This window comes from Neisseria flavescens (genome assembly GCF_001618065.1).
In the GTDB taxonomy this organism is placed as follows: Bacteria; Pseudomonadota; Gammaproteobacteria; order Burkholderiales; family Neisseriaceae; genus Neisseria; species Neisseria flavescens_A.
This window is the reverse complement of sequence record NZ_LAEI01000041.1, coordinates 41,421-62,763: the sequence shown is the minus strand read 5'-3', so window position 1 is coordinate 62,763 and position 21,343 is coordinate 41,421. Positions and strand designations below refer to the sequence as shown.

The following is a 21,343-nucleotide window of genomic DNA, read 5'->3' as shown; positions in this document are numbered from 1 at the left end:
TGCGCCAACTATATTATAATTCGCCATTATTTTCTGAAAGACTGCCCCAATGACTGCCTACCAGCAACAACTAGCCGACAAAAAGCAATATCTTCAGCAACTTTTCCAAGGACTAGATTTCCCTGAAATTGAAGTCTTTGAATCTCCGGAACAGCATTACAGGATGCGTGCCGAGTTCCGCATCTGGCATGAAGGCGGCGAAATGTTTTACGCCATGTTTGAACGCGAGCAAAAGGCAAGTGGGGCAAGTCTGATCCGTTGCGACCAATTTCCTGCCGCGTCCGAATCCATCAATACCTTGATGCCGAAATTGATTGAAGCCGCATCCAATCATCCCGAGCTGAAAAACCGCTGGTACGCCGTCGAATTTTTATCCACTTTAAGCGGCGAAATGCTGGTTACCATGATTTACCACAAGAAGCTGAACGAAGCATGGCAACAAGCCGCGCAAGAGCTGGCGCACAATTTGGGCATCCACATCATCGGCCGTAGCCGCGGACAAAAAATCGTATTGAGCCAAGATTTTGTGACCGAAGCGTTGGAAGTCAACGGCAAGACCTTCCGCTATCGTCAAATCGAGGGCAGCTTTACCCAACCCAATGCCCAAGTATGCCAAAAAATGCTGACTTGGGCGTGTGATGCTGCGCAAAACTTAGGCAAAGACCTGCTTGAGTTGTACTGTGGCAACGGCAATTTCACCCTGCCGCTTTCGCAACATTTCAATCAAGTGTTGGCGACCGAAGTATCTAAAACCTCCGTCAACGCCGCCCAATGGAATATTGAAGCCAACCAAATTACCAATCTTAAAATCGCCCGCCTGTCTGCGGAAGAATTTACCGAGGCCTACACGCAAAACCGCGAATTCCGCCGCCTGCAAGAACAAAGCATCGACTTGAAAAACTATGATTTTTCAACTATTTTTGTCGATCCTCCACGCGCCGGTGTTGATAATGAGACGCTTAAATTGGTTGCCCGATTCGACAACGTCCTCTATATTTCCTGCAATCCTGAGACCCTGCGCGCCAACCTCGATACGCTCTGTCAAACCCATACTATCGAACGCGCCGCCCTGTTCGATCAATTCCCATTTACCCACCATATCGAAAGCGGCGTTTGGTTGAAGAAAAAATAAAATCATATAAAAAGGCCGTCTGAATGTTCAGATGGCCTTTAATTAACGGCATATTAAGCGATTTTCAAATCAATCCGCTTCCAAAACTACTTTCATGGCTTGGTTTTCAGCAGCGTGTTTGAACACATCGTAAGCTTTTTCCAATTCGCTGAATTTGAAATGGTGGGTCATCATTTTGGTGTAATCCACTGAGCTGCTGGAAATGGCTTTCATCAGCATTTCTGTGGTATTGGCGTTAACCAGGCCGGTAGTAATGGCAAGGTTTTTAATCCACAGTTTTTCCAGTTTGAAATCAACGGATTGGCCATGTACACCAACCACAGCAATATGGCCGCCAGGTTTCACGATGTCTTGGCACATATTCCAAGTCGCAGGGATACCGACCGCTTCGATGGCGCAATCTACGCCGTCTTCACCGACGATAGCGGCAACTTGCTTGCTTACATCGCCGGAAGCAGGGTTAATGGTATGGGTCGCGCCCAATTCTTTCGCCAGTTTCAAACGATTTTCGTCCATATCGCAAACGATGATAGCGGCAGGGCTATACAGTTGCGCAGTCAGCAATGCAGACATACCGACAGGGCCGGCACCGGCGATGAATACGGTATCGCCAGGTTTCACATCACCATATTGCACGCCAATTTCGTGGGCGGTCGGCAAAGCATCGCTCAACAGCAGGGCAACTTCTTCGTTGACGTTGTCAGGCAACGGAACCAAGCTGTTGTCGGCATAAGGCGTACGGACGTATTCGGCCTGAGTACCGTCAATCATATAGCCCAAGATCCAACCGCCGCTGCGGCAGTGTGAATAAAGTTGGATTTTACAGTTGTCGCAAGTACAGCATTTGCTGACACATGAAATAATGACTTTATCACCGACTTTGATGTTTTTTACAGCATCGCCGACTTCTTCTACAATACCGATGCCCTCATGACCGAGAATACGACCGTCGGCAACTTCAGGGTTTTTACCCTTCCAAATACCCAAGTCAGTACCGCAAATCGTGGTTTTAACGATTTTGACGACTGCATCGGTCGGATCGATAATTTGAGGGCGAGGTTTTTCTTCGAAGCGAATGTCGTTTGCGCCATGATAAACCATTGCTTTCATGTGAATCTCCTTGAGCGGTTAATAAACTTTAACAATACAGCGTAAATCCACGTTAACTATATTTATATACCCCTCCACAAGATAAGTCAATTCTGATTATTATTTTGTATTTTATGCTGTAACATACTGTTTTAAAAATAAATAATTAAAAAGTAAATATTAATGAGCACACCAACATCCTTCGCACGACGACTCATCGATTGGCAACGGCAGCATGGCCGCCACAACCTGCCTTGGCAGGTCAAAGACCCTTATTCCGTCTGGCTTTCAGAAATCATGCTCCAACAAACGCAGGTTGCTACCGTATTGGACTACTATCCGCGTTTCTTAGCCAAATTCCCAACCGTGCAATCGCTTGCCGCTGCGCCGCAAGACGAGGTTTTATCCTTGTGGGCAGGTTTGGGCTATTACAGCCGCGCACGCAACCTGCACAAAGCCGCGCAACAAGTCGTCGGACAATTTGGCGGTATCTTTCCGCCCAAACGCAAAGACTTGGAAACACTCTGCGGCGTAGGCAGAAGTACCGCCGCCGCCATTTCTGCCTTTGCTTTCAACCGACGCGAAACCATCTTGGACGGCAACGTTAAACGCGTTCTCTGCCGTGTCTTTGCCCAAGACGGCAATCCGCAAGATAAAAAATTTGAAAACTCGCTCTGGACGCTTGCCGAAAGCCTGCTGCCGTCTGAAAACGCCGATATGCCTGCCTATACACAAGGGCTGATGGATTTGGGCGCAACCGTCTGCAAACGAACAAAACCTTTGTGCCATCAATGCCCTATGGCAGATATCTGCGAAGCAAGAAAACAAAACCGCATTGACGAACTGCCTCGCAAAAAAACTGCTCCAGAAGTGCAAACCCTACCGCTTTACTGGCTGATTATTCATAACACTGACGGCGCATTATTGCTTGAAAAACGCCCTGCCAAAGGCATTTGGGGCGGTCTGTATTGCGTACCCTGTTTTGAAAAATTAGACGATTTGTATGCTTACTCCGAACGCTTCGGCATTATTTCAGACGGCCTTGAAGAACAAACCACATTTACCCACCGCCTGACCCACCGCTTATTGATGATTACTCCTTTTCAGACGCAACAAAGGCCGTCTGAACATCTTTCAGACGGCCTTTGGGTATCAGCGGAACATTTGGCGGATTATGGTTTGCCCAAACCTTTAATCAAATATTTGGCGAAAGGCTAAACCGCCCTATTCCACAATCTCTTTAAATACAACCTCTTTTCCGCCGCGAATCAGTACGGCAAACCCATCGCCAATCTGCCAACGCGAGCTTGGATTGGCGTACTCGACGCCCTGACTCCGCAAGCGGACTTGCACCAGTTTCTCAACCGTATTGCCTTCACGCAGCTCAACCATCATCGGGCTGTGACTGTTGATATAAATTGCAGTAATCGTCCGACCTTGTGCGGATTGATAACGGACAGAATACGTCTGCGCCTGTGCAATAACCGGTAACGGCGCATCAGGGCGCACGGCCTTATACGAGCCGCACGCAGCGCACAAACTCACGCACAAAGCGCAGATGATTTTGTTCAACATAGGCATAGATTAGTAATGGTGATGCGGAATCTCGCCATCAAGCCGGTAATAAGTGCCGCAATACGGGCATTCAATCTCACTGTTGGACTGAATCGGCAAGAACACGCGCGGATGGCCGTCCCATGTTTCATGATTAGGGCCGGAGCAATGCAGCGGCAAATCCTGCGGCTTGATGACTACAACGTTTTTTTCAGACTGTGTACTCATGGTTTGGTTCCTCACTATGTTTTCTTATCTTCCGATATTGTAAAGCAAAACGGCCGCTAGGTTCGACTGAAAACATTATATAATCACTTTTTTCAGACGGCCTTTGATGATTATGACTACACTGCTCCGCCTTCAAGATTTCGATACTTCCGATTCCGCTTCATTTCTTTATACACTCAGCGCAGCCTATTTGGATCACACCGAACAGGCAGGAGATGAGGAAATGTCCGGCCTTAACGACGAACAGCATACATTGACCGCCCTTTGCTATCTCGACAGCCAAATTCAAGAAGGCGGCTTCGTACAGCTTATCGCTTCAGGATACGGAGAATACATCTTCGGCAATCCGGTTGCCGACAGCCTGCGACGCTGGCGCATCAAGCCGATACCGAAAATCTTAGACAAAGCCAAAGCCCTGTACGAAAAACACGGCGAAGCCATTGAAAAAATGGCAGACGAGCAAAGGGATTTCGACGAAATCCGCAAAGCTTTTCCCGATTTTGAAGAGCTTGACGGCGATTATTATGACGTTGCCGACGAAGACTTGGAAACTGCGGCAGCCTACGTTCAGGCAAATTGGGATAATTTTGCCAAACTGTCAGGCTGAAACCATAAAACTTTGCCGGTTTGAATCATCTGTTCAAACCGGCAAAATCATCAATACATCGAATTAACGTTTGTTTTTCTGATAAATCGGCATTACTTCAGGCAACATTTTGCGGATTGCATTGATACGCGCCTGATTGGTCGGGTGGGTCGACAAAATAGACAATGAGCTGCCGCCCTGTACTTTGTTCATTTTTTCCCACACGCTTACCGCAGCCTCAGGGTTGTAGCCTGCTTCAGCCATCAAACGTACACCGCCGGCATCAGCTTCGCTTTCCTGATGGCGTGAGAACGGTTTGGTTGCCAATAAATCTGCACCCAAGCCGACCAAATCACCATCCACACCGGTTGAGCTGGCCAAAATCGAACCACCCAAGCCGGTCAATACTTGTCCGCCCAAAGCTTTTTTACTGTGTTCCAACAGAGCATGGGTCATTTCATGGCCGACAACGGCGGCAATTTCATCATCAGTCAGCTTCAATTTCTCTACTATGCCGGTGTACACGGCCATTTTACCGCCCGGCATTGCCCATGCGTTCATTTCATCACTGCGGATAACGTTCATCTGCCAGTTGAAAGGCACGCCGGTTTTGTTGGCGCGCTCAGCATGAGGACGCAGACGTGCAAACACGCGTTGAACGCGTTGAGCAGTTGGAGATGAAACATCCAAAGCTTTTTGACCACGCGCGTTTTGAATGACTTGTGAGTAACTTTTAGCCGCGTCTTCATTTAAAGTCGCAGTATCGTAGCCAACCATATCCGCTACAGAAGTACAGCCGGTCAACGCCAAAATCACGCCCATGCCGGCCCAATATTTTTTATTCCATTTTTTCAACATGTTTTCTCTCTGTGTTTTTAAGTAAATGTAACGATATTGTACCCAAATTTAATACACTTTACACAAAAGGCCGTCTGAACGGTTTCAGACGGCCTTTAAGCGTAACATTTAAGAACGGCGCTGCAACATCCAAGACTCAATCTTACGCGCATCATTTACGCGGGTTGTAGAAGATGGAGAGTTGAGCAACACAATGGTAATCGGCTGATTCTGTACATTGGCCTTAACCACCATAGAACGTCCTGCCTCGCGGATATAGCCGGTTTTCTGCAATTCAATATTCCAGCTACCCTCACGCACCAAGGCATTGGAGTTTTTGTAGTTTTGACGACCGTTTGCCGTCCAAACCGAGCCGTAATTTGAAGTAGAATTTTTACGGATCAGCGGATATTTGCTGGCTGCCGCAACCATGCGGTTCAAATCGCGTGCAGTGGAAACGTTTTGGAAATTCAAACCGGTAGGCTCATAGAAACGGCTGCTGGTCATACCCAGGCTTTGCGCTTTGGCATTCATTGCCGCAACAAACGCACTCATACCGCCCGGATAAGTACGGCCCAACGCATGAGTAGCACGGTTTTCACTGCTCATCAGGCTCAGGTGCAACAGTTCGCCGCGTGTCAGCGTCGTGCCGATGCTCAAACGGCTGCCCGTACCTTTCAGACGGTCGATTTCAGCCTCGGTAATCGTAATCGGCTCGTTCATATCCAGATGCGCATCCAACACCACCATCGCGCTCATCAATTTGGAAATAGAAGCAATCGGCATGACACGATCAGGGTTTTTCTGATACAGCACTTCACCGGTTTTATTATTGAAAATCAAAGCAGATTGCGAAGAAAGCAGAGGACCTGCCAAAGCGGCTTGAGCTTCGACTTGGTCGGCATGACTCAACGCAAAAGCTTCCATCGGGTCATTTTGCACTGGGAAATTTTGCTCCAAAAATTGTCCCAATACATCCATATCATAGGCAACGGCAGGCGCAGAAGCAAAGGCCAATGCCACACCTGTCCATACCATTCCTAAAGTTTTATAGAATTTCATATCTGCCAATTCAAAAAAAATACATTTAATTCAACATTCTGTTAAATTTTTCGCTAATTGTAAAGCGAGTTGAGAAAACTTTGCGTTTGTTTGCGAGATATTCAAATCCAGCACCCGCATCTGTTTCTTAGACGATACAGCACAATGCCTGCTCTGATTTGAAAAAACACAAGATAGTCATTATACTTAGGCTCCTTTGTCAGAGGCATTCCCTCAATTCGGCAATACGCCCGAAATATCTGTTCCCCCTTTACAACACAGCCTCTATACAACCATACGAAGAAATTATTATGTCTGAAGAAAAACGCACCTGTTCATTCTGCGGGAAGTCCGAAAACGACGTTAAAAATCTGATCGAAGGCGAACACGCCTTCATCTGCAACGAATGTGTAGAAACTTGCGGCATGATGCTGCAAGACAACGAGTCCGGCGAAATTGAAAACGAGCTTGCCAAAGTGAAAGAAGGAAACGCCGAGAAAAAACTGCCTACCCCTGCCGAAATCGTTGCCAACCTCAACGACCACGTTATCGGCCAGGAACACGCAAAAAAAGCGTTGGCAGTATCGGTTTACAACCACTACAAACGCCTGCGCCACCCGAAAGCGGAGGGCAAAGTTGAATTGTCCAAATCCAACATCCTGCTCATCGGCCCTACCGGCTCAGGTAAAACCTTGTTGGCGCAATCTTTGGCGCGCAAACTGGATGTACCTTTTGTCATGGCGGATGCCACAACTTTAACCGAAGCCGGTTATGTCGGTGAAGACGTCGAACAAATCATCACCAAACTTTTGGGCAAATGTGATTTTGACGTTGAAAAAGCCCAGCGCGGCATCGTTTATATCGATGAAATCGATAAAATTTCACGCAAAAGCGACAATCCGTCCATTACGCGCGACGTATCTGGCGAAGGCGTGCAACAAGCCTTGCTGAAACTGATTGAAGGCACGGTAGCCAGCGTTCCCCCTCAAGGCGGCCGCAAACATCCGAACCAAGAATTCATCAACGTTGATACCACCAACATCCTCTTTATTTGTGGTGGCGCATTTGCCGGCTTGGAAAAAGTCATCCGTCAACGTACTGAAAAAGGCGGTATCGGCTTTGGTGCGGCGGTGCACAGTAAAGATGAAAACGCCGATATTTCAGCCCTGTTTGAGACAGTCGAGCCTGAAGATTTGATTAAATTCGGTTTAATTCCCGAGCTTATCGGCCGTCTGCCCGTGATTGCTACATTAGCAGAATTGGATGAAGATGCTTTGGTCAACATTTTGACCGAACCGAAAAATGCCTTGGTCAAACAATATCAAACCTTGTTTGAAATGGAAAATGTCGGCCTTGAGTTTGAAGAAGATGCTTTGCGCAGCATCGCCAAACTGGCAATGGAACGCAAAACCGGTGCGCGCGGCCTGCGCTCTATCGTCGAACGTTGCCTCTTAGACACCATGTACGCCCTGCCAGATTTAAAAGGCGTAGCAAAAGTCGTCATCAATAAAGAGGTGGTGGAAAAAGGCGAACAGCCAAAACTTTTCCGCGAAGACGGCAGTGAATATAAGCAATAAGGCTCATTCTCCAAAAAGACGTGTATCCGTTACACGTCTTTTTTTATTTTTTAATAAAACCAAAACCATATTTCCTAATAATGCCCTTATACATGAAAAACAAAGGCCGTCTGAAACATATTCAGACGGCCTTTGTTTTCAAGTTGCTCTAAGTCTGTCTTCATCCGGAGTATTGATGAGAGTGACTTCCTTGAATTTTATGAAGCTTATCTTTTTGCTTTTTTAACAGGAGCAGCTTTGGCGGCAGGCTCAGAAGCCGCAGCTTCAGGAGCAGCAGTTTCAGGAGCAGCTACCGGCTCAGATGCAACAGGCTCAGATGCAGCTGATTCAGCGGTACGTTGATAGCCTTTGTCTTTCATGCAGGCATCAAATACAGCGCGGTCAGCATTTTCACCAGATGCTTGTTGACATTGAGTCATTGCTTCTTCAACAGTGATGCGTGGCGCTGCCGCTTCTTCAGGTTTGGAAGAAGAACAAGCTGCCAACATCAGACTACCGGTTGCAAGAGCGATCAATAAAGTTTTCATAATTGTATATTCCTAAATTTTGATTTTATGGTTTACCGTTAAACGGGAGATACAGGCTACAAAACAAGCTCTGCACCTCAATATTGAGTACATGAGTACAATTTAGTTTCATTTCAGCCTGTAAGTTTTTGATAAATTAATTCTATTGGCGTTAAGACAAATGCTTAATCCTCAATAAACTCAAAACCTTGCAGGCCAGTAAATTTTTCTGTTTTTGAACTGTAAAAATATCAAAACTTGGTCAATCCTAGCCGCAACCATCATTTGGGGAGTCTCTCTTTTTATGGCATAATGGGCTACTTGACGGATTATTCCGCTCCCCATTTTTTTTTCAAACCGCAGAATCAAAATCATACTGCGGTTTATCCATTTCAGAATCAGATTTTTCAGACAGCCTCACCATTCAAAAGGCCGTCTGAACAGAAAGCCACCATCATGAATCCTTTCTCTTCACTCGGTTTAGGCAGCGAATTGGTCTCTGTCCTGACCGATCAGGGTTATGAAAACCCGACGCCTATTCAAGCCGCAGCGATTCCTAAAGCCTTGGCAGGGCACGACCTTTTGGCCGCAGCACAAACCGGCACAGGTAAAACCGCCGCCTTTATGCTGCCCAGCCTCGAACGCCTGAAACGCTACGCCACATCCAGCACCTCCCCTGCCATGCACCCTGTCCGCATGTTGGTATTGACCCCGACCCGCGAACTGGCCGATCAAATCGATCAAAACGTGCAGGCATACATTAAAAATCTTCCTTTGCGCCATACCGTCCTCTTCGGCGGCGTCAATATGGACAAACAAACTGCCGACTTGCGCGCTGGTTGTGAAATCGTTGTCACTACGGTTGGCCGACTGCTCGACCACGTCAAACAAAAAACATTAATTTAAACAAAGTTGAAATCGTCGTACTCGATGAAGCCGACCGTATGCTTGATATGGGTTTCATCGACGATATCCGCAAAATCATGCAGATGTTGCCCAAACAGCGACAAACTCTGCTTTTTTCCGCCACTTTCTCACCGCCTATCCGCAAGCTTGCGCAAGATTTTATGCACACGCCTGAAATGGTCGAGGTGGCCGCGCAAAACACCACCAACGCCAATGTCGAGCAACACATCATTGCCGTTGATGCACTTAAAAAACGCAACCTGCTCGAACGTCTGATTGTTGATTTGCATATGAATCAAGTCATTGTATTCTGCAAAACCAAACAAAGCGTCGATCAAGTTACCCGCGACCTCGTCCGCCGCAACATTGCCGCCCAATCCATCCACGGCGACAAATCCCAACAAAGCCGACTGGAAACCCTCAACGCCTTTAAAGAAGGCACATTACGCGTTTTGGTTGCGACCGATGTTGCCGCACGCGGCCTGGATATTGCCGAGTTGCCTTTCGTCATCAACTACGAGCTGCCAACCCAACCCGAAGATTACGTCCACCGCATCGGACGTACCGGCCGGGCCGGTGCTGACGGCGTTGCCATTTCCTTGATGGATAAAACCGAACAAAAAATGTTTGAATCCATTAAAGAGCTGACCGGCAGCAATTTGAATGTGGAACGCATCGAAGGCTTTGAGCCGCATTGGTGGGGCAACGACAATCAAGATGAAGCCGAAGCGCAACCGGTTCAGCACAACGACAGCCGCTATCGCCGCGAAGATAGAAACAAACGCAACGAATACGCAAATAAATCAGACAAAAACTCGAAAAAAGCAGAAGAGAAAAACGATCCGGGTATTGTCTGCGGCAAAATTGCCGGCAGAACACGCCGCAGCCGTCACGAGCGTCAGCCTTGCGCCCTACTCCAACCTGGTTTTGGCGTAAAGTAAACAACACTGATTAATCGGTTTTCTGATTATTTATCCTAAGCAAAGGCCGTCTGAAACTTATCTTTCAGACGGCCTTTTATTAAACTAAAAATAAAAAGGACGTGATGAACACGCCCTTTATTTTTCCGTTTCAGACGGCCTTTATTATTTAAGGCCGTCTGAAAATCGGTTTACCTTGCTATATTAAACATTCACGGTTTCGGCTACTTCGTTGTAGCTATCGATTTCGTTGAAGTTCATGTAGCGGTAGATTTGGTCGCCCTGCTCGTTGATGATACCGATATTGGCTTGGTATTCTTCAACAGTCGGGATTTTACCCAGTTTGGAGCAGATTGCCGCCAACTCAGCCGAGCCGAGGTAAACAAAGGTGTTTTTACCCAAGCGGTTCGGGAAGTTACGGGTAGAAGTGGACATTACAGTCGCGCCTTCGTGTACTTGTGCTTGGTTACCCATACACAATGAGCACCCCGGCATTTCCATACGCGCGCCTGCACGGCCGAGTACGCCGTAGTGGCCTTCGTCAGACAACTCTTTCGCATCCATTTTGGTTGGGGGAGCCATCCACAGGCGTACCGGGATGTCGGTTTTACCTTCCAAGAGTTTGGAAGCGGCACGGAAGTGGCCGATGTTGGTCATACAAGAACCGATGAACACTTCGTCGATTTTGGTGCCGGAGCGTTCAGACATGAAGCACACGTCGTCAGGGTCGTTCGGGCAAGCAATAATCGGCTCTTTAATGTCGTCCATGTTGATCTCAATCACGGCGGCGTATTCGGCATCTTTATCCGCTTCGAGCAATTCAGGATTTGCCAACCATGCTTCCATGGCTTTGATACGGCGTTCCAAAGTGCGCGAATCTTGATAGCCGTTGGCAATCATGTTTTTCATCAACACAATGTTGGATTTCATGTACTCGATAATCGGCTCTTTGTTGAGCTTCACAGTACAGCCTGCAGCGGAGCGTTCAGCAGACGCGTCAGTTAATTCAAAGGCTTGTTCTACTTTCAAATCAGGCAGGCCTTCGATTTCAAGGATGCGGCCGGAGAAGATGTTTTTCTTACCGGCTTTGGCAACAGTAAGCAGGCCTTGTTTAATCGCGTACAGCGGAATGGCGTTCACCAAATCGCGCAGGGTGACGCCCGGTTGCAGTTTGCCGCTGAAGCGTACCAATACGGACTCAGGCATATCGAGCGGCATTACACCAGTAGCTGCTGCGAAAGCAACCAAGCCCGAACCTGCAGGGAAAGAAATACCGATAGGGAAACGGGTGTGGCTATCGCCGCCGGTACCGACTGTATCAGGCAACAGCAGACGGTTGAGCCATGAGTGAATCACGCCATCACCCGGACGCAGGGATACACCGCCACGGGTAGAGATGAAAGCAGGCAATTCTTTATGGGTTCTCACATCGACAGGTTTTGGATAAGCCGCGGTGTGACAGAAAGACTGCATCACCATATCTGCTGAGAAGCCCAAGCAAGCCAGGTCTTTCAATTCGTCGCGAGTCATCGGGCCGGTGGTATCTTGCGAGCCGACAGTAGTCATACGTGGTTCGCAGTAAGTACCCGGACGCACGCCTTTGCCTTCCGGCAAACCGCAGGCGCGGCCAACCATTTTTTGAGCCAAGGTGAAACCGGCTTTGCTTTCGGCAGGCGCTTGAGGCAGACGGAACTCGGTAGAAGCAGGCAATTTCAGTGCTTCGCGCGCTTTGGCAGTCAGACCGCGACCAATAATCAAGTTGATACGGCCACCGGCTTGCACTTCGTCCAGCAATACTTGTGATTTCAGGCTGAACTCGGCAACAGTTTCGCCGTTTTTCACGATTTTGCCTTCATAAGGCAGGATATCGACGACATCGCCCATTTTCAGAGCAGATACATCAACTTCAATCGGCAATGCACCGGAGTCTTCTTGAGTATTGAAGAAAATAGGAGCAATTTTGCCACCCAGGCATACGCCGCCAAAACGTTTGTTCGGTACGAACGGAATATCTTCGCCTGTATGCCAAATCACAGAGTTGGTAGCAGATTTACGTGAAGAACCGGTACCGACCACGTCGCCAACGTAAGCAACCGGATGGCCTTTAGCTTTGAGTTCTTCCAATAATTTAATCGGACCGACTTCGCCCGGTTTGTCAGGCGTGATGCCATCGCGCGGGTTTTTTAACATCGCCAGCGCGTGCAGAGGGATATCAGGACGGCTCCATGCATCAGGTGCAGGAGAGAGGTCGTCTGTATTGGTTTCACCATCGACTTTGAAGACGGTAACAGTGATTTTTCTGGAACTTTGGCGCGTGAGGTGAACCATTCGGCATCTGCCCAAGATTGCAATACTTCTTGCGCGTATTTATTGCCTTTTTCGGCTTTTTCTTGAACATCGTGGAAAGAGTCAAACATCAACAGAGTGTGTTTCAGACCATTTGCAGCGATAGGCGCAAGTTTGTCGTTGTCCAAGAGTTCGATGAGTGCATGAATGTTGTAACCGCCAAGCATAGTACCCAACAGCTCGGTAGCATACTCAGGGGAAATCAGCGGACTGGATGCGCTGCCTTCGGCAACGGCAGCCAAAAATGAGGCTTTAACTTTGGCGGCATCGTCCACACCGGGTGGTACGCGGTGAGCCAACAGCTCAACCAAGAACTCACCTTCACCGGCAGGTGGATTTTTCAGCAGCTCAACCAAATCAGCAGTCTGCTGAGCAGTCAGAGGAAGGGCGGGAATACCAAGGGCGGCGCGCTCGGCGGCGGCTTTACGATAGGCTTCTAACATCTCTTTGTTCCTTTTTCTGTTTTTTCTTCTGGACAATTGCAAATGATTTGCAATTAAAGATTGTAAACAATCCTTTTAAGTATCATAGACCAGTTTTCAAAAAATGGGAACAGTTATGTTACTAAGTGTAATAAATTTAAACTATTTTGTTTAATGTATTAATAGTTCAACCTATCTAAAGCCGCCCTCTTCTAGACGTTTTAGCCAAACAGACGGGAAACTTCGGCTGATTTTTTACGGTACGGCAATATGATTTCAACGCGGAACAGGCCGTCTGATTGGATATATCTGATTTTCGCGTCGGTGTCATACATCAAAGTCAGGCGCTCTTTCAGATTGCGCAAGGCCATAGAATTGCCTTTATGCGGCTTGGTATTTTCATTAGGTTCCGTTCCGCACGGATTTTCGATACTGATGAAAATAGATGATTTTTCCAATTTTGTTAATACCGTAATTATCCCTGGACGGTGGATAGATTCGACACCATGGAATACAGCATTTTCCAAAAGCGGTTGCAACAGCAGATGCGGCGTTTCTGCATCATCGGGCGCATGGTGCTGCCACATAACCTGTACGCGCATATGTCCCATGCGGATTTGCTCGATGGCAATATATTCCTGCGCCCACTCGATTTCCTGCCCCAAGGTGCTGTTTTGACTACCGTCGCGCAGTTGTGCGCGGAACAGGTTGGCCAGATTTTCCAGCAAAGTTTCCGCATCATACGGACGCAGACGGATTAAGCTGATGGCGGCATTCAGGCTGTTAAACAAGAAATGCGGACGGATACGCGCCGTCAATGCGCTCAGCCTGGCTTCGGAAATGGAGGGCGCAAGGCTGTTTCGGCGGGCGGCTTCGATGTACATGAAACTGAAACAAAAAAGGTCAGCAAGAAGAAGTGTTGAATCAGCGGCCAAATCTCTGTCTTCAAAATCACTAAATCGACAAACAAGAAAATCAGCAGGTTGGAGACATAGGAAACCACGACGCTGTACTGCGAGCGAAGCAGGGACGGCGCAAATGCCTGTAAGAAATAGACTTTAAGTAAAATTAAAAGGATGACGGGGCAAGCCCATGAAAAATGTTGGAAAATCTGTTCCGGATAAGGCACGCCCGATACCGTCATCAATGGAAAGATAAACAAACTGATTAACAAAACAATGAGCAGGCGCACCAGAGTTGCGGAATTGCGCAAATCCGGCACTGCGAAATTCTGGTTTATTTGACGTATAATAGACATGATTTCAACCGTTTTCTTTCATAATGTATAGACGGGTCTGCTATATTGAAGACGTAGACCCTGTTTTTTATTTATATTTTAAGGATGCTGATATGAGCAAGGACAAAACCTGGTCAGGCCGTTTTAACGAACCTGTTTCCGAGCTGGTCAAAAAATATACCGGCTCGATTGATTTTGACAAACGACTGGCAGAATGGGACATCCAAGGCTCGCTGGCACACGCGCAAATGCTGACACAGTCGGGCGTTTTGAGCGAAGACGACCTCTCCGCCATCCGTCAGGGCATGGCCGAGATTATAGCAGAAATCAAAGAAGGAACGATTTCCTGGTCGCTGGATTTGGAAGATGTCCACATGAACATCGAACGCCGCCTCACCGACAAAATCGGCGATGCCGGCAAACGCCTGCACACCGGCCGCAGCCGCAACGACCAAGTCGCTACCGACATCCGCCTGTGGCTTCGCGATCAAATTACCGTTATTCAAAGCCTGATTCAAAACCTTCAGACGGCCTTGGTTGATTTGGCGGAACAAAACGCCGAAACCGTCATGCCCGGCTTTACCCATCTGCAAGTTGCCCAGCCGGTCAGCTTCGGGCATCACATGCTCGCCTATGTTGAAATGCTCGGCCGCGATTTCGAGCGCATGGCCGACTGCCGCAAACGCGTCAACCGTATGCCGCTCGGCGCCGCAGCTCTTGCCGGTACCACCTACCCGATTCAACGCGAAATTACCGCCGAGTTGCTGGGCTTTGAACAAATCTGCCAAAACTCGCTCGATGCCGTATCCGACCGCGATTTTGCCATTGAGTTCACGGCTGCCGCTTCTCTGATTATGGTTCACCTGAGCCGTCTTTCCGAAGAATTGATTTTGTGGATGAGTCCGCGTTTCGGCTTTATCGATATTGCCGACCGTTTCTGCACCGGCTCTTCCATCATGCCGCAAAAGAAAAACCCCGACGTACCCGAACTTGTGCGCGGTAAATCCGGTCGCGTGATTGGCCACCTGATCAGCCTGGTTACCCTAATGAAATCACAACCTTTGGCATACAACAAAGACAATCAGGAAGACAAAGAGCCTTTGTTTGACACTGCCGACACGCTTATCGACACCCTGAGCATTTACGCCGACATGATGCGCGGCGTGACCGTCAAACCCGACAATATGCGCGCCGCCGTAATGCAGGGTTTTGCAACGGCTACCGACTTGGCGGATTACTTGGTGAAAAAAGGCATGCCTTTCCGCGACAGCCACGAAGTCGTTGCCCAAGCCGTGCGCCATGCCGATGAAGCTGGCGTTGATTTGAGCGAATTGCCGCTTGAAGTCTTGCAAGGTTTCAGCGGTTTGATTGCCGACGACGTTTACAGCGTACTGACACCCGAAGGCAGCTTAAACGCACGCAACCACTTGGGCGGCACCGCGCCTGAACAAGTCCGTTTCCAAGTGAAACGCTGGCGTGAATTGTTGGCTTAAGCCCATCTAAACACATAATAAAAGGCCGTCTGAAAATTTTCAGACGGCCTTTTGATTACCCGTGTTACACTCAACCTCAAAATAAAACAGATAAAACCTAAACTTACCTTCAAACGAGAAAACACGCCTCCTGACTTTGCCGCCGTCTTCAAACAAAAGGAGCAAGGATGAAAAGCATTGTCTTAAAATTGGTCATGATCTGCCTATTCAGCGGATGCTATGCCTTATTCGTTGCTTGGGAAAATGGCGGATTCAGCCAGCTCCATGATTTTCAAGCAATAGAGAGCAACGGCATGAGCGTATACCTTCATCAAACCTCCGCCGCCACCATGCAGGCTGAAAAAAACGAGCTGTCGATTTTGCAAAACAACCAAAACAGCTTGGCCTCTTGCGTCGGCATTGAATCTTTATGCGAACACGCCAAGCCGGGCATCTGGGTTGAACATGCCAAATTCTTACAGCATAAGGACACGGGCAAATTATTGGTACTTTCGTTGGACTATTTGGAAAACAATGACACCGCAAAAACCCTACACAACCGCTATACTGCATCGCTCCTACCCCAAGCAGACAGAAAGGAGGCGTGGCATTACGCCTGGCGTACATTTCTAAGGTCAGTGACTTTCCTACTGTTCTTCAATTTACTGTCAATGATTTTTGCCCTATTTGAAAAAAGACAACCGCAGCATAAAAACATGCCGTCTGAAAACATTTTCAGACGGCATGTTTCATTATTAAAGCTTAACGCGGATGAACCATATCGGCAGGAACGACCAATTCATCAAACTCTTCGCCTGTCAGCAAGCCCAATTCGATAGCAGTTTCGCGCAACGATTTGTCGTTTTTGTAGGCGGTTTTGGCGACTTTGGCGGCGTTTTCGTAGCCGATTTTACGGTTTAACGCGGTAACGAGCATCAGGGAATGGTGCAGGAAATAGTCGATTTTTTCCGGCACGGGTTCAATGCCGACGGCGCAGTTTTCGTTGAAGCTGTTGCACGCATCGCCCAACAGGCGGATGGATTGCAAGAGGTTGTAGGCGATAACGGGCATATAGACGTTCAGCTCAAAGTTGCCCGATGCGCCCGCCATGCCGATGGTAACGTCGTTGCCGAACACTTGGCAGCACACCATGGTCATCGCTTCGCATTGGGTCGGGTTGACTTTGCCCGGCATGATGGACGAACCCGGCTCGTTTTCGGGGATTTTGATTTCGCCCAAACCGCAGCGCGGGCCGCTTGCCAGCCAGCGGATGTCGTTGGCGATTTTGTTCAGGCTTGCCGCCAGCGTTTTCAATGCACCCGAAGCGGCGACGGCGGCATCGCGTCCGCCCAAGGCTTCAAATTTGTTCGGCGCGCTGACAAACGGCAGGCCGGACAATTCGGCGAGTTTGGCGGCGGCTTTTTCGGCGTATTCGGGATGGCTGTTCAAACCCGTGCCGACTGCCGTGCCGCCCAAGGCGAGTTCGTATAAACCTTTGAGTGCGTCGTTCAGACGACCTAAGCCGTGGTCGAGCTGGGAAACGTAGCCGGAAAACTCTTGACCCAAAGTCAGCGGTGTCGCGTCCTGTAAGTGGGTGCGGCCGATTTTGACGATGGGGGCAAATTCTTTGGCTTTTTTGTCCAAAGTGTCGCGCAGGGCTTTTACCGCCGGAATAAGGTGGCGGTTGATTTCAATCGCGGCGGCGACGTGGATGGCGGTCGGGAACGCGTCATTGGTCGATTGCGCGTGGTTCACATGGTCGTTGGGATGGACGGGCTGATACGCCGCCAAACCTGTACCGGCAATTTCGTTGGCACGGTTTGCCAGCACTTCGTTCATATTCATATTGGACTGCGTGCCAGAGCCGGTCTGCCAAACCACTAAGGGGAACTGCCCGTCGAGCTTGCCGTTCAACACATCATCCGCCGCCTGCGTAATCAAATCCGCCTGCTCAGGCTTAATCCTGCCTAGGGAAACATTGGTTGCGGCGGCGGCTTTTTTCACCAGTGCCAAAGCATAAATTAGCGGCTGCGGCAGGGTTTCGCCGCCGATTTTGAAATTGTTGCGGCTGCGCTGGGTCTGCGCGCCCCAATAGGCTTCGGAAGGGACTTCGACATTGCCCATGGTGTCGTGTTCGGTACGGGTACTCATGCGTTTCTCCTATATTTAAATAGAAATAATAATGATTCGTAAAATTATTATAACCAGCAATAGGCCGTCTGAAAAGAGAGATATTTTTTCAGACGGCCTACCTGCTCTATAAACGGGAAACACAAACGCAAAATAAAACCCAAATACAAACCTCGCCAACACTCCCCTCTTCTAAAAGTTTTTAGTCCGTATCGGCTTGTGTTCAAGGCTAAAGCTTTCCTTAGCGACAATAAAGTTTTGTCGGCTTCAGACACTTTATCGTTTCTTTACTTTGCTTCTCTCTAAGAGCATAATAAATAAAAATGATTATCAGGATATAAATTATGAAACAAAACCATTTGATTTGCTTGTTAATGAGCAGCTTTGCCGCCGCAAACGGCTTTGCTGAAACCTTGGCAGACCCTGATGAAATCCAGCCTGTCAAAACCTTCTCCCCTCCCAAACCGATTGCGCCGATCGCCGCACAAGGCTATTTCCCCGAAAACCAATTCGACCGCACCGACCGCAGCGATCACTATTTTGTTACCGAAAACATAGACCAAGCCTTCCGTCCGCTGAAAGCAAACAGCGGCTTTTACGGCAAAAGTTTTTACAAGTCCATTACCGCGCAAGCGCGCGGGGCAAAGGTGTACGGCGTGGCCAACCTCAATCACACCAAAGCCAACGGCTATAAAGACGGCGACGGCAACCAGACCGATTGGAAATACAGCCGTTTTAATCAAGCTTTGGTACTCGGTTTCGTGCCGTCTGAAAATCAGGAATACCGCCTCACCTACCTACACGACGACATCAACAACGACCGCCAGCCGCAGTTCGTCAACGACGCATTGGATACCGAACGCCACATCACCAAACTCAACGCGCGTTGGGGCAATGCCGATTTGAGCAATACGGTCAGCGCAGAAGCAGGCGTCATCAAACTCAAACGCCGCGCCGACAATTACTCCCTGCGCCAAAACAACACGCCGCAGCAAGTATTCGTAGAGCTTGACCGCAAAGTGTACGACTTCTCGCTCAAACACGATGCGGATTTCGGCAAGTTCCACAACACGGCCGCTGTCAGCTACCGCAACGACAGCCAAAACGGCGAGCGCAACGCCCACACCGCCATGCGCGATTTCCTCAACGGCTACCGTTTCGCCGATGTGCACCTCGACCGCTGGCGCATTGCCGACACCCTGTCTTACAAGTTTGACGATCAACACAAACTGGGCTTGGGTTTAAGCTACGAAATCAACGAAGCGGACGTTCGCAAAAATACAGCGCAACCCGCCCACCCGATGAACCGCAATCTCGCCTTCGCCTCATCACAACAAATCTGGAAAACCCATTACGGCTACGACTTCAACGGCAAAGTGCGCCGTCATGCCTTCTCAGGCGAACTCAAATACGATTTCACGCCGTCTGAAACGCAAAAATACAGCGTCTCCCTTGCTCACTTAGAACGAATCGGCGACAACACCGAACGCTTCAACTCGCTTGCCGCCATCGTGCAAAACCGCATGAACGGCGCGCTGATGAACCAAAATCCAGCCGCCGCCATCGCAGGCAATCCCTTACTGAAAACCGAAAAACACAACCGCATCAAGCTCACCGCCGACAGCCGCAACGACTACTACAACGGCTACATGAACTCGCTCGCAGGCGCAGGCTGGAACGTGGGCGGCACACTTGTGGCAGACAAAGTCAAAGACCTGATTATTTTTGACCGCGCACGCGGACAAAGCGGCACGGCTTCCAAAGGCGGCGGCATCATCACACGCAACGTGGACGCACGATTGTTCACCGCGCAGGCCTACGCGCGTTACAACTTCAATCCGCATTGGGCCGCAGGCGTCAAAGCCACCTACAACTACGGACACAACGAAACCGACGGCAGACCGCTCTATCAAATCCGTCCGTTTGAAGCCGCCGTCCAAGCCGATTACAAAAACTACTTTGCCCACGGCAGCTACAACATCGGCGCGGCAACACGCTTTGTCGCCAAACAAACGCGCGGTGATTTTGACGCGGCAAGCGGTCTGGGCATAGACAAACGCGAAGCCGCCAAAGGCTTTACCGTTGCCGACGTGTACGCAGGCGTAAACATCAAAGACAAATACGGCTTGCGCCTGGGCGTGAACAACGTGTTCAACAAAAAATACGCCGAACACATCAGCGGCGACCACGTCCTTGCCCTATCCCCCAGCGTAGTATATGCACCGGGCAGGACATATTGGTTGAGTTTGCATGCGGCTTTTTAAAATCAGGCCGTCTGAAAAATGCCTACACTGGCTTATTAAGAATTAGGAGATAAAAAATGGATATGAAAAGACGTGATTTCTTAAAAATGACCGCTGCGCTGGCAGCTGCAGGTGTTTCGCCTTCATTGTTGGCTGCCGGTAAAGAACAATTTACCGTGTACGGCGCGCCGGCAATGCCCAGCGTAACCATTGCCGTAGCGGCGTTGCAGGGCAAGCTGGCAAAACAGGCGGATGTATCGCTAAAAATCTGGCGTTCGCCCGACCAGCTTCGCGCGGGTGTGGCGAGCGGGCAATTTAAAGTGATGATGAGTCCGAGCAATGTCGGCGTGAACCTGCGCAACCAAGGGCAGAAAGTCGGCATGGTCAATATTTTGACCAACGGCATCACGCAGCTGATGTGCAAAGGCAGCGCGATTGCCTCGCCGCAGGATTTGGTCGGCAAAAAAATCCTCGTGCCGTTTAAAAACGACATGCCCGACATCGTGCTGCAAGCCTTGTTGAAAAAACTGAAAATCGACGCGCACAAAGTCGGCATCACTTACACCGCCACGCCGCCCGAAGCAGTCGGACTGTTTTTAAGCAAGGACTACCACGCCGCCATCCTGCCCGAACCGATGGCAACCGCCAGCCTACTGAAAGGCAAAACCATGGGCGTAAACGTCGTGCGCGGCTTTGATTTGGTAAAAGCATGGGGACAGGCGTTTGACACCAAACCGCTGATTCCGATGGCGGGCATCATCGCCAACGAAGAATATTTCCACGCGCACAAGGCACAGTTCGACATCTTCCATCAGGATTTGAAAAACGCGCTTAACTGGATACTCGCCAACCGCCAAAGCGCGGCGAAAATAGGCAAAAACTACCTCCCCGCCCCCGAACCCGCCCTAGTCATGGGCTTGGACGGCGCGCGGCTGACAGTAACCAAAGGTAGCGAAGTGAAGAACGAGATTTTGAAGTTCTACGAAATCCTGATGCAGTTCAACCCGAAACTCTTGGGCGGCAAGCTGCCGGATAACGGATTCTTCTTGGCTTAAAAGAGGATAGAGGCCGTCTGAAAATAGTGGAGTAGCCATGAAATCTGACTTGTCATTTTCAG

15 protein-coding genes and 3 pseudogenes are annotated in these 21,343 nt (G+C 49.1%); 9 read left to right on the top strand and 9 right to left on the bottom strand.

Features of this window, described 5'->3' with window-relative positions:
* Window positions 1-49 precede the first annotated feature (49 nt).
* Window positions 50-1,132, top strand: a complete 1,083-nt coding sequence (trmA, locus tag TW89_RS05680; RefSeq protein WP_128580817.1) for a tRNA (uridine(54)-C5)-methyltransferase TrmA — start codon at window positions 50-52, stop codon at window positions 1,130-1,132.
* 69 nt (window positions 1,133-1,201) lie between these two features.
* Here trmA and TW89_RS05675 read toward each other — a convergent pair whose 3' ends face one another.
* On the bottom strand, window positions 1,202-2,242 hold the full coding sequence (locus TW89_RS05675; protein WP_128580816.1) for a zinc-dependent alcohol dehydrogenase family protein: 1,041 nt from the start codon (window positions 2,240-2,242) through the stop codon (window positions 1,202-1,204).
* 162 nt (window positions 2,243-2,404) lie between these two features.
* Between TW89_RS05675 and mutY the strand changes: the two genes are divergently transcribed.
* Window positions 2,405-3,439 (top strand): A/G-specific adenine glycosylase, encoded by a 1,035-nt coding sequence (gene mutY / locus TW89_RS05670; RefSeq protein WP_128580815.1) that lies wholly within the window; start codon window positions 2,405-2,407, stop codon window positions 3,437-3,439.
* Between the two features lie 6 nt (window positions 3,440-3,445).
* Here the strand turns inward: mutY and TW89_RS05665 are convergent, their stop codons facing one another.
* Together TW89_RS05665 and TW89_RS05660 are read right to left on the bottom strand one after the other, a co-directional pair.
* Window positions 3,446-3,802 carry a hypothetical protein gene (locus tag TW89_RS05665; protein WP_036473192.1) on the bottom strand — a complete coding sequence of 119 codons (357 nt, stop codon included), beginning with the start codon at window positions 3,800-3,802 and terminating at the stop codon, window positions 3,446-3,448.
* Window positions 3,803-3,805: 3 nt separating this feature from the next.
* Complete coding sequence (locus TW89_RS05660) at window positions 3,806-4,003, bottom strand: zinc-finger domain-containing protein (protein WP_128580814.1); 198 nt, start codon at window positions 4,001-4,003, stop codon at window positions 3,806-3,808.
* A 112-nt stretch (window positions 4,004-4,115) separates the two neighbouring features.
* On the opposite strand from TW89_RS05660, the gene TW89_RS05655 reads away from it, so the two are divergent.
* Window positions 4,116-4,610 (top strand): DMP19 family protein, encoded by a 495-nt coding sequence (locus TW89_RS05655; protein ID WP_225522186.1) that lies wholly within the window; start codon window positions 4,116-4,118, stop codon window positions 4,608-4,610.
* Window positions 4,611-4,673: 63 nt separating this feature from the next.
* Here the strand turns inward: TW89_RS05655 and TW89_RS05650 are convergent, their stop codons facing one another.
* Both TW89_RS05650 and TW89_RS05645 read right to left on the bottom strand, forming a co-directional pair.
* Window positions 4,674-5,447 carry a M48 family metallopeptidase gene (locus TW89_RS05650; protein ID WP_003745777.1) on the bottom strand — a complete coding sequence of 258 codons (774 nt, stop codon included), beginning with the start codon at window positions 5,445-5,447 and terminating at the stop codon, window positions 4,674-4,676.
* Between the two features lie 108 nt (window positions 5,448-5,555).
* Window positions 5,556-6,464 (bottom strand): serine hydrolase, encoded by a 909-nt coding sequence (locus tag TW89_RS05645; protein WP_432757674.1) that lies wholly within the window; start codon window positions 6,462-6,464, stop codon window positions 5,556-5,558.
* 314 nt (window positions 6,465-6,778) lie between these two features.
* Between TW89_RS05645 and clpX the strand changes: the two genes are divergently transcribed.
* Window positions 6,779-8,044, top strand: a complete 1,266-nt coding sequence (clpX, locus tag TW89_RS05640) for an ATP-dependent Clp protease ATP-binding subunit ClpX (RefSeq protein ID WP_128580811.1) — start codon at window positions 6,779-6,781, stop codon at window positions 8,042-8,044.
* A 206-nt stretch (window positions 8,045-8,250) separates the two neighbouring features.
* On the opposite strand, the gene TW89_RS05635 is transcribed toward clpX, so the two are convergent.
* Window positions 8,251-8,571 carry a hypothetical protein gene (locus TW89_RS05635; protein WP_128580810.1) on the bottom strand — a complete coding sequence of 107 codons (321 nt, stop codon included), beginning with the start codon at window positions 8,569-8,571 and terminating at the stop codon, window positions 8,251-8,253.
* 432 nt (window positions 8,572-9,003) lie between these two features.
* Between TW89_RS05635 and TW89_RS12270 the strand changes: the two are divergent.
* Window positions 9,004-10,397: pseudogene (locus tag TW89_RS12270) on the top strand (DEAD/DEAH box helicase).
* Window positions 10,398-10,580: 183 nt separating this feature from the next.
* Here the strand turns inward: TW89_RS12270 and acnB are convergent.
* Window positions 10,581-13,165, bottom strand: a pseudogene (acnB, locus tag TW89_RS05625) (bifunctional aconitate hydratase 2/2-methylisocitrate dehydratase).
* 200 nt (window positions 13,166-13,365) lie between these two features.
* A pseudogene (locus TW89_RS05620) lies at window positions 13,366-14,402 on the bottom strand (sensor histidine kinase).
* Between the two features lie 92 nt (window positions 14,403-14,494).
* Between TW89_RS05620 and argH the strand changes: the two are divergent.
* Together argH and TW89_RS05610 are read left to right on the top strand one after the other, a co-directional pair.
* On the top strand, window positions 14,495-15,874 hold the full coding sequence (gene argH, locus TW89_RS05615) for an argininosuccinate lyase (RefSeq protein ID WP_128580809.1): 1,380 nt from the start codon (window positions 14,495-14,497) through the stop codon (window positions 15,872-15,874).
* 167 nt (window positions 15,875-16,041) lie between these two features.
* A complete protein-coding gene (locus tag TW89_RS05610; RefSeq protein ID WP_283114621.1) occupies window positions 16,042-16,692 on the top strand; it encodes a hypothetical protein in 651 nt (216 codons plus the stop codon).
* On the opposite strand, the gene fumC is transcribed toward TW89_RS05610, so the two are convergent.
* A complete protein-coding gene (gene fumC / locus TW89_RS05605) occupies window positions 16,616-18,004 on the bottom strand; it encodes a class II fumarate hydratase (RefSeq protein WP_049359952.1) in 1,389 nt (462 codons plus the stop codon). The two genes, TW89_RS05610 and fumC, sit on opposite strands and share 77 nt — an antisense overlap.
* Before the next feature lie 323 nt (window positions 18,005-18,327).
* Here fumC and TW89_RS05600 point away from each other — a divergent pair, with 323 nt between their 5' ends.
* Complete coding sequence (locus tag TW89_RS05600) at window positions 18,328-20,247, top strand: TonB-dependent receptor (protein WP_128580808.1); 1,920 nt, start codon at window positions 18,328-18,330, stop codon at window positions 20,245-20,247.
* Between the two features lie 56 nt (window positions 20,248-20,303).
* Entirely contained in the window at window positions 20,304-21,281 is a 978-nt protein-coding gene (locus TW89_RS05595; RefSeq protein ID WP_049335420.1) for an ABC transporter substrate-binding protein, read from the top strand.
* The last annotated feature ends 62 nt before the right edge of the window (window positions 21,282-21,343 follow it).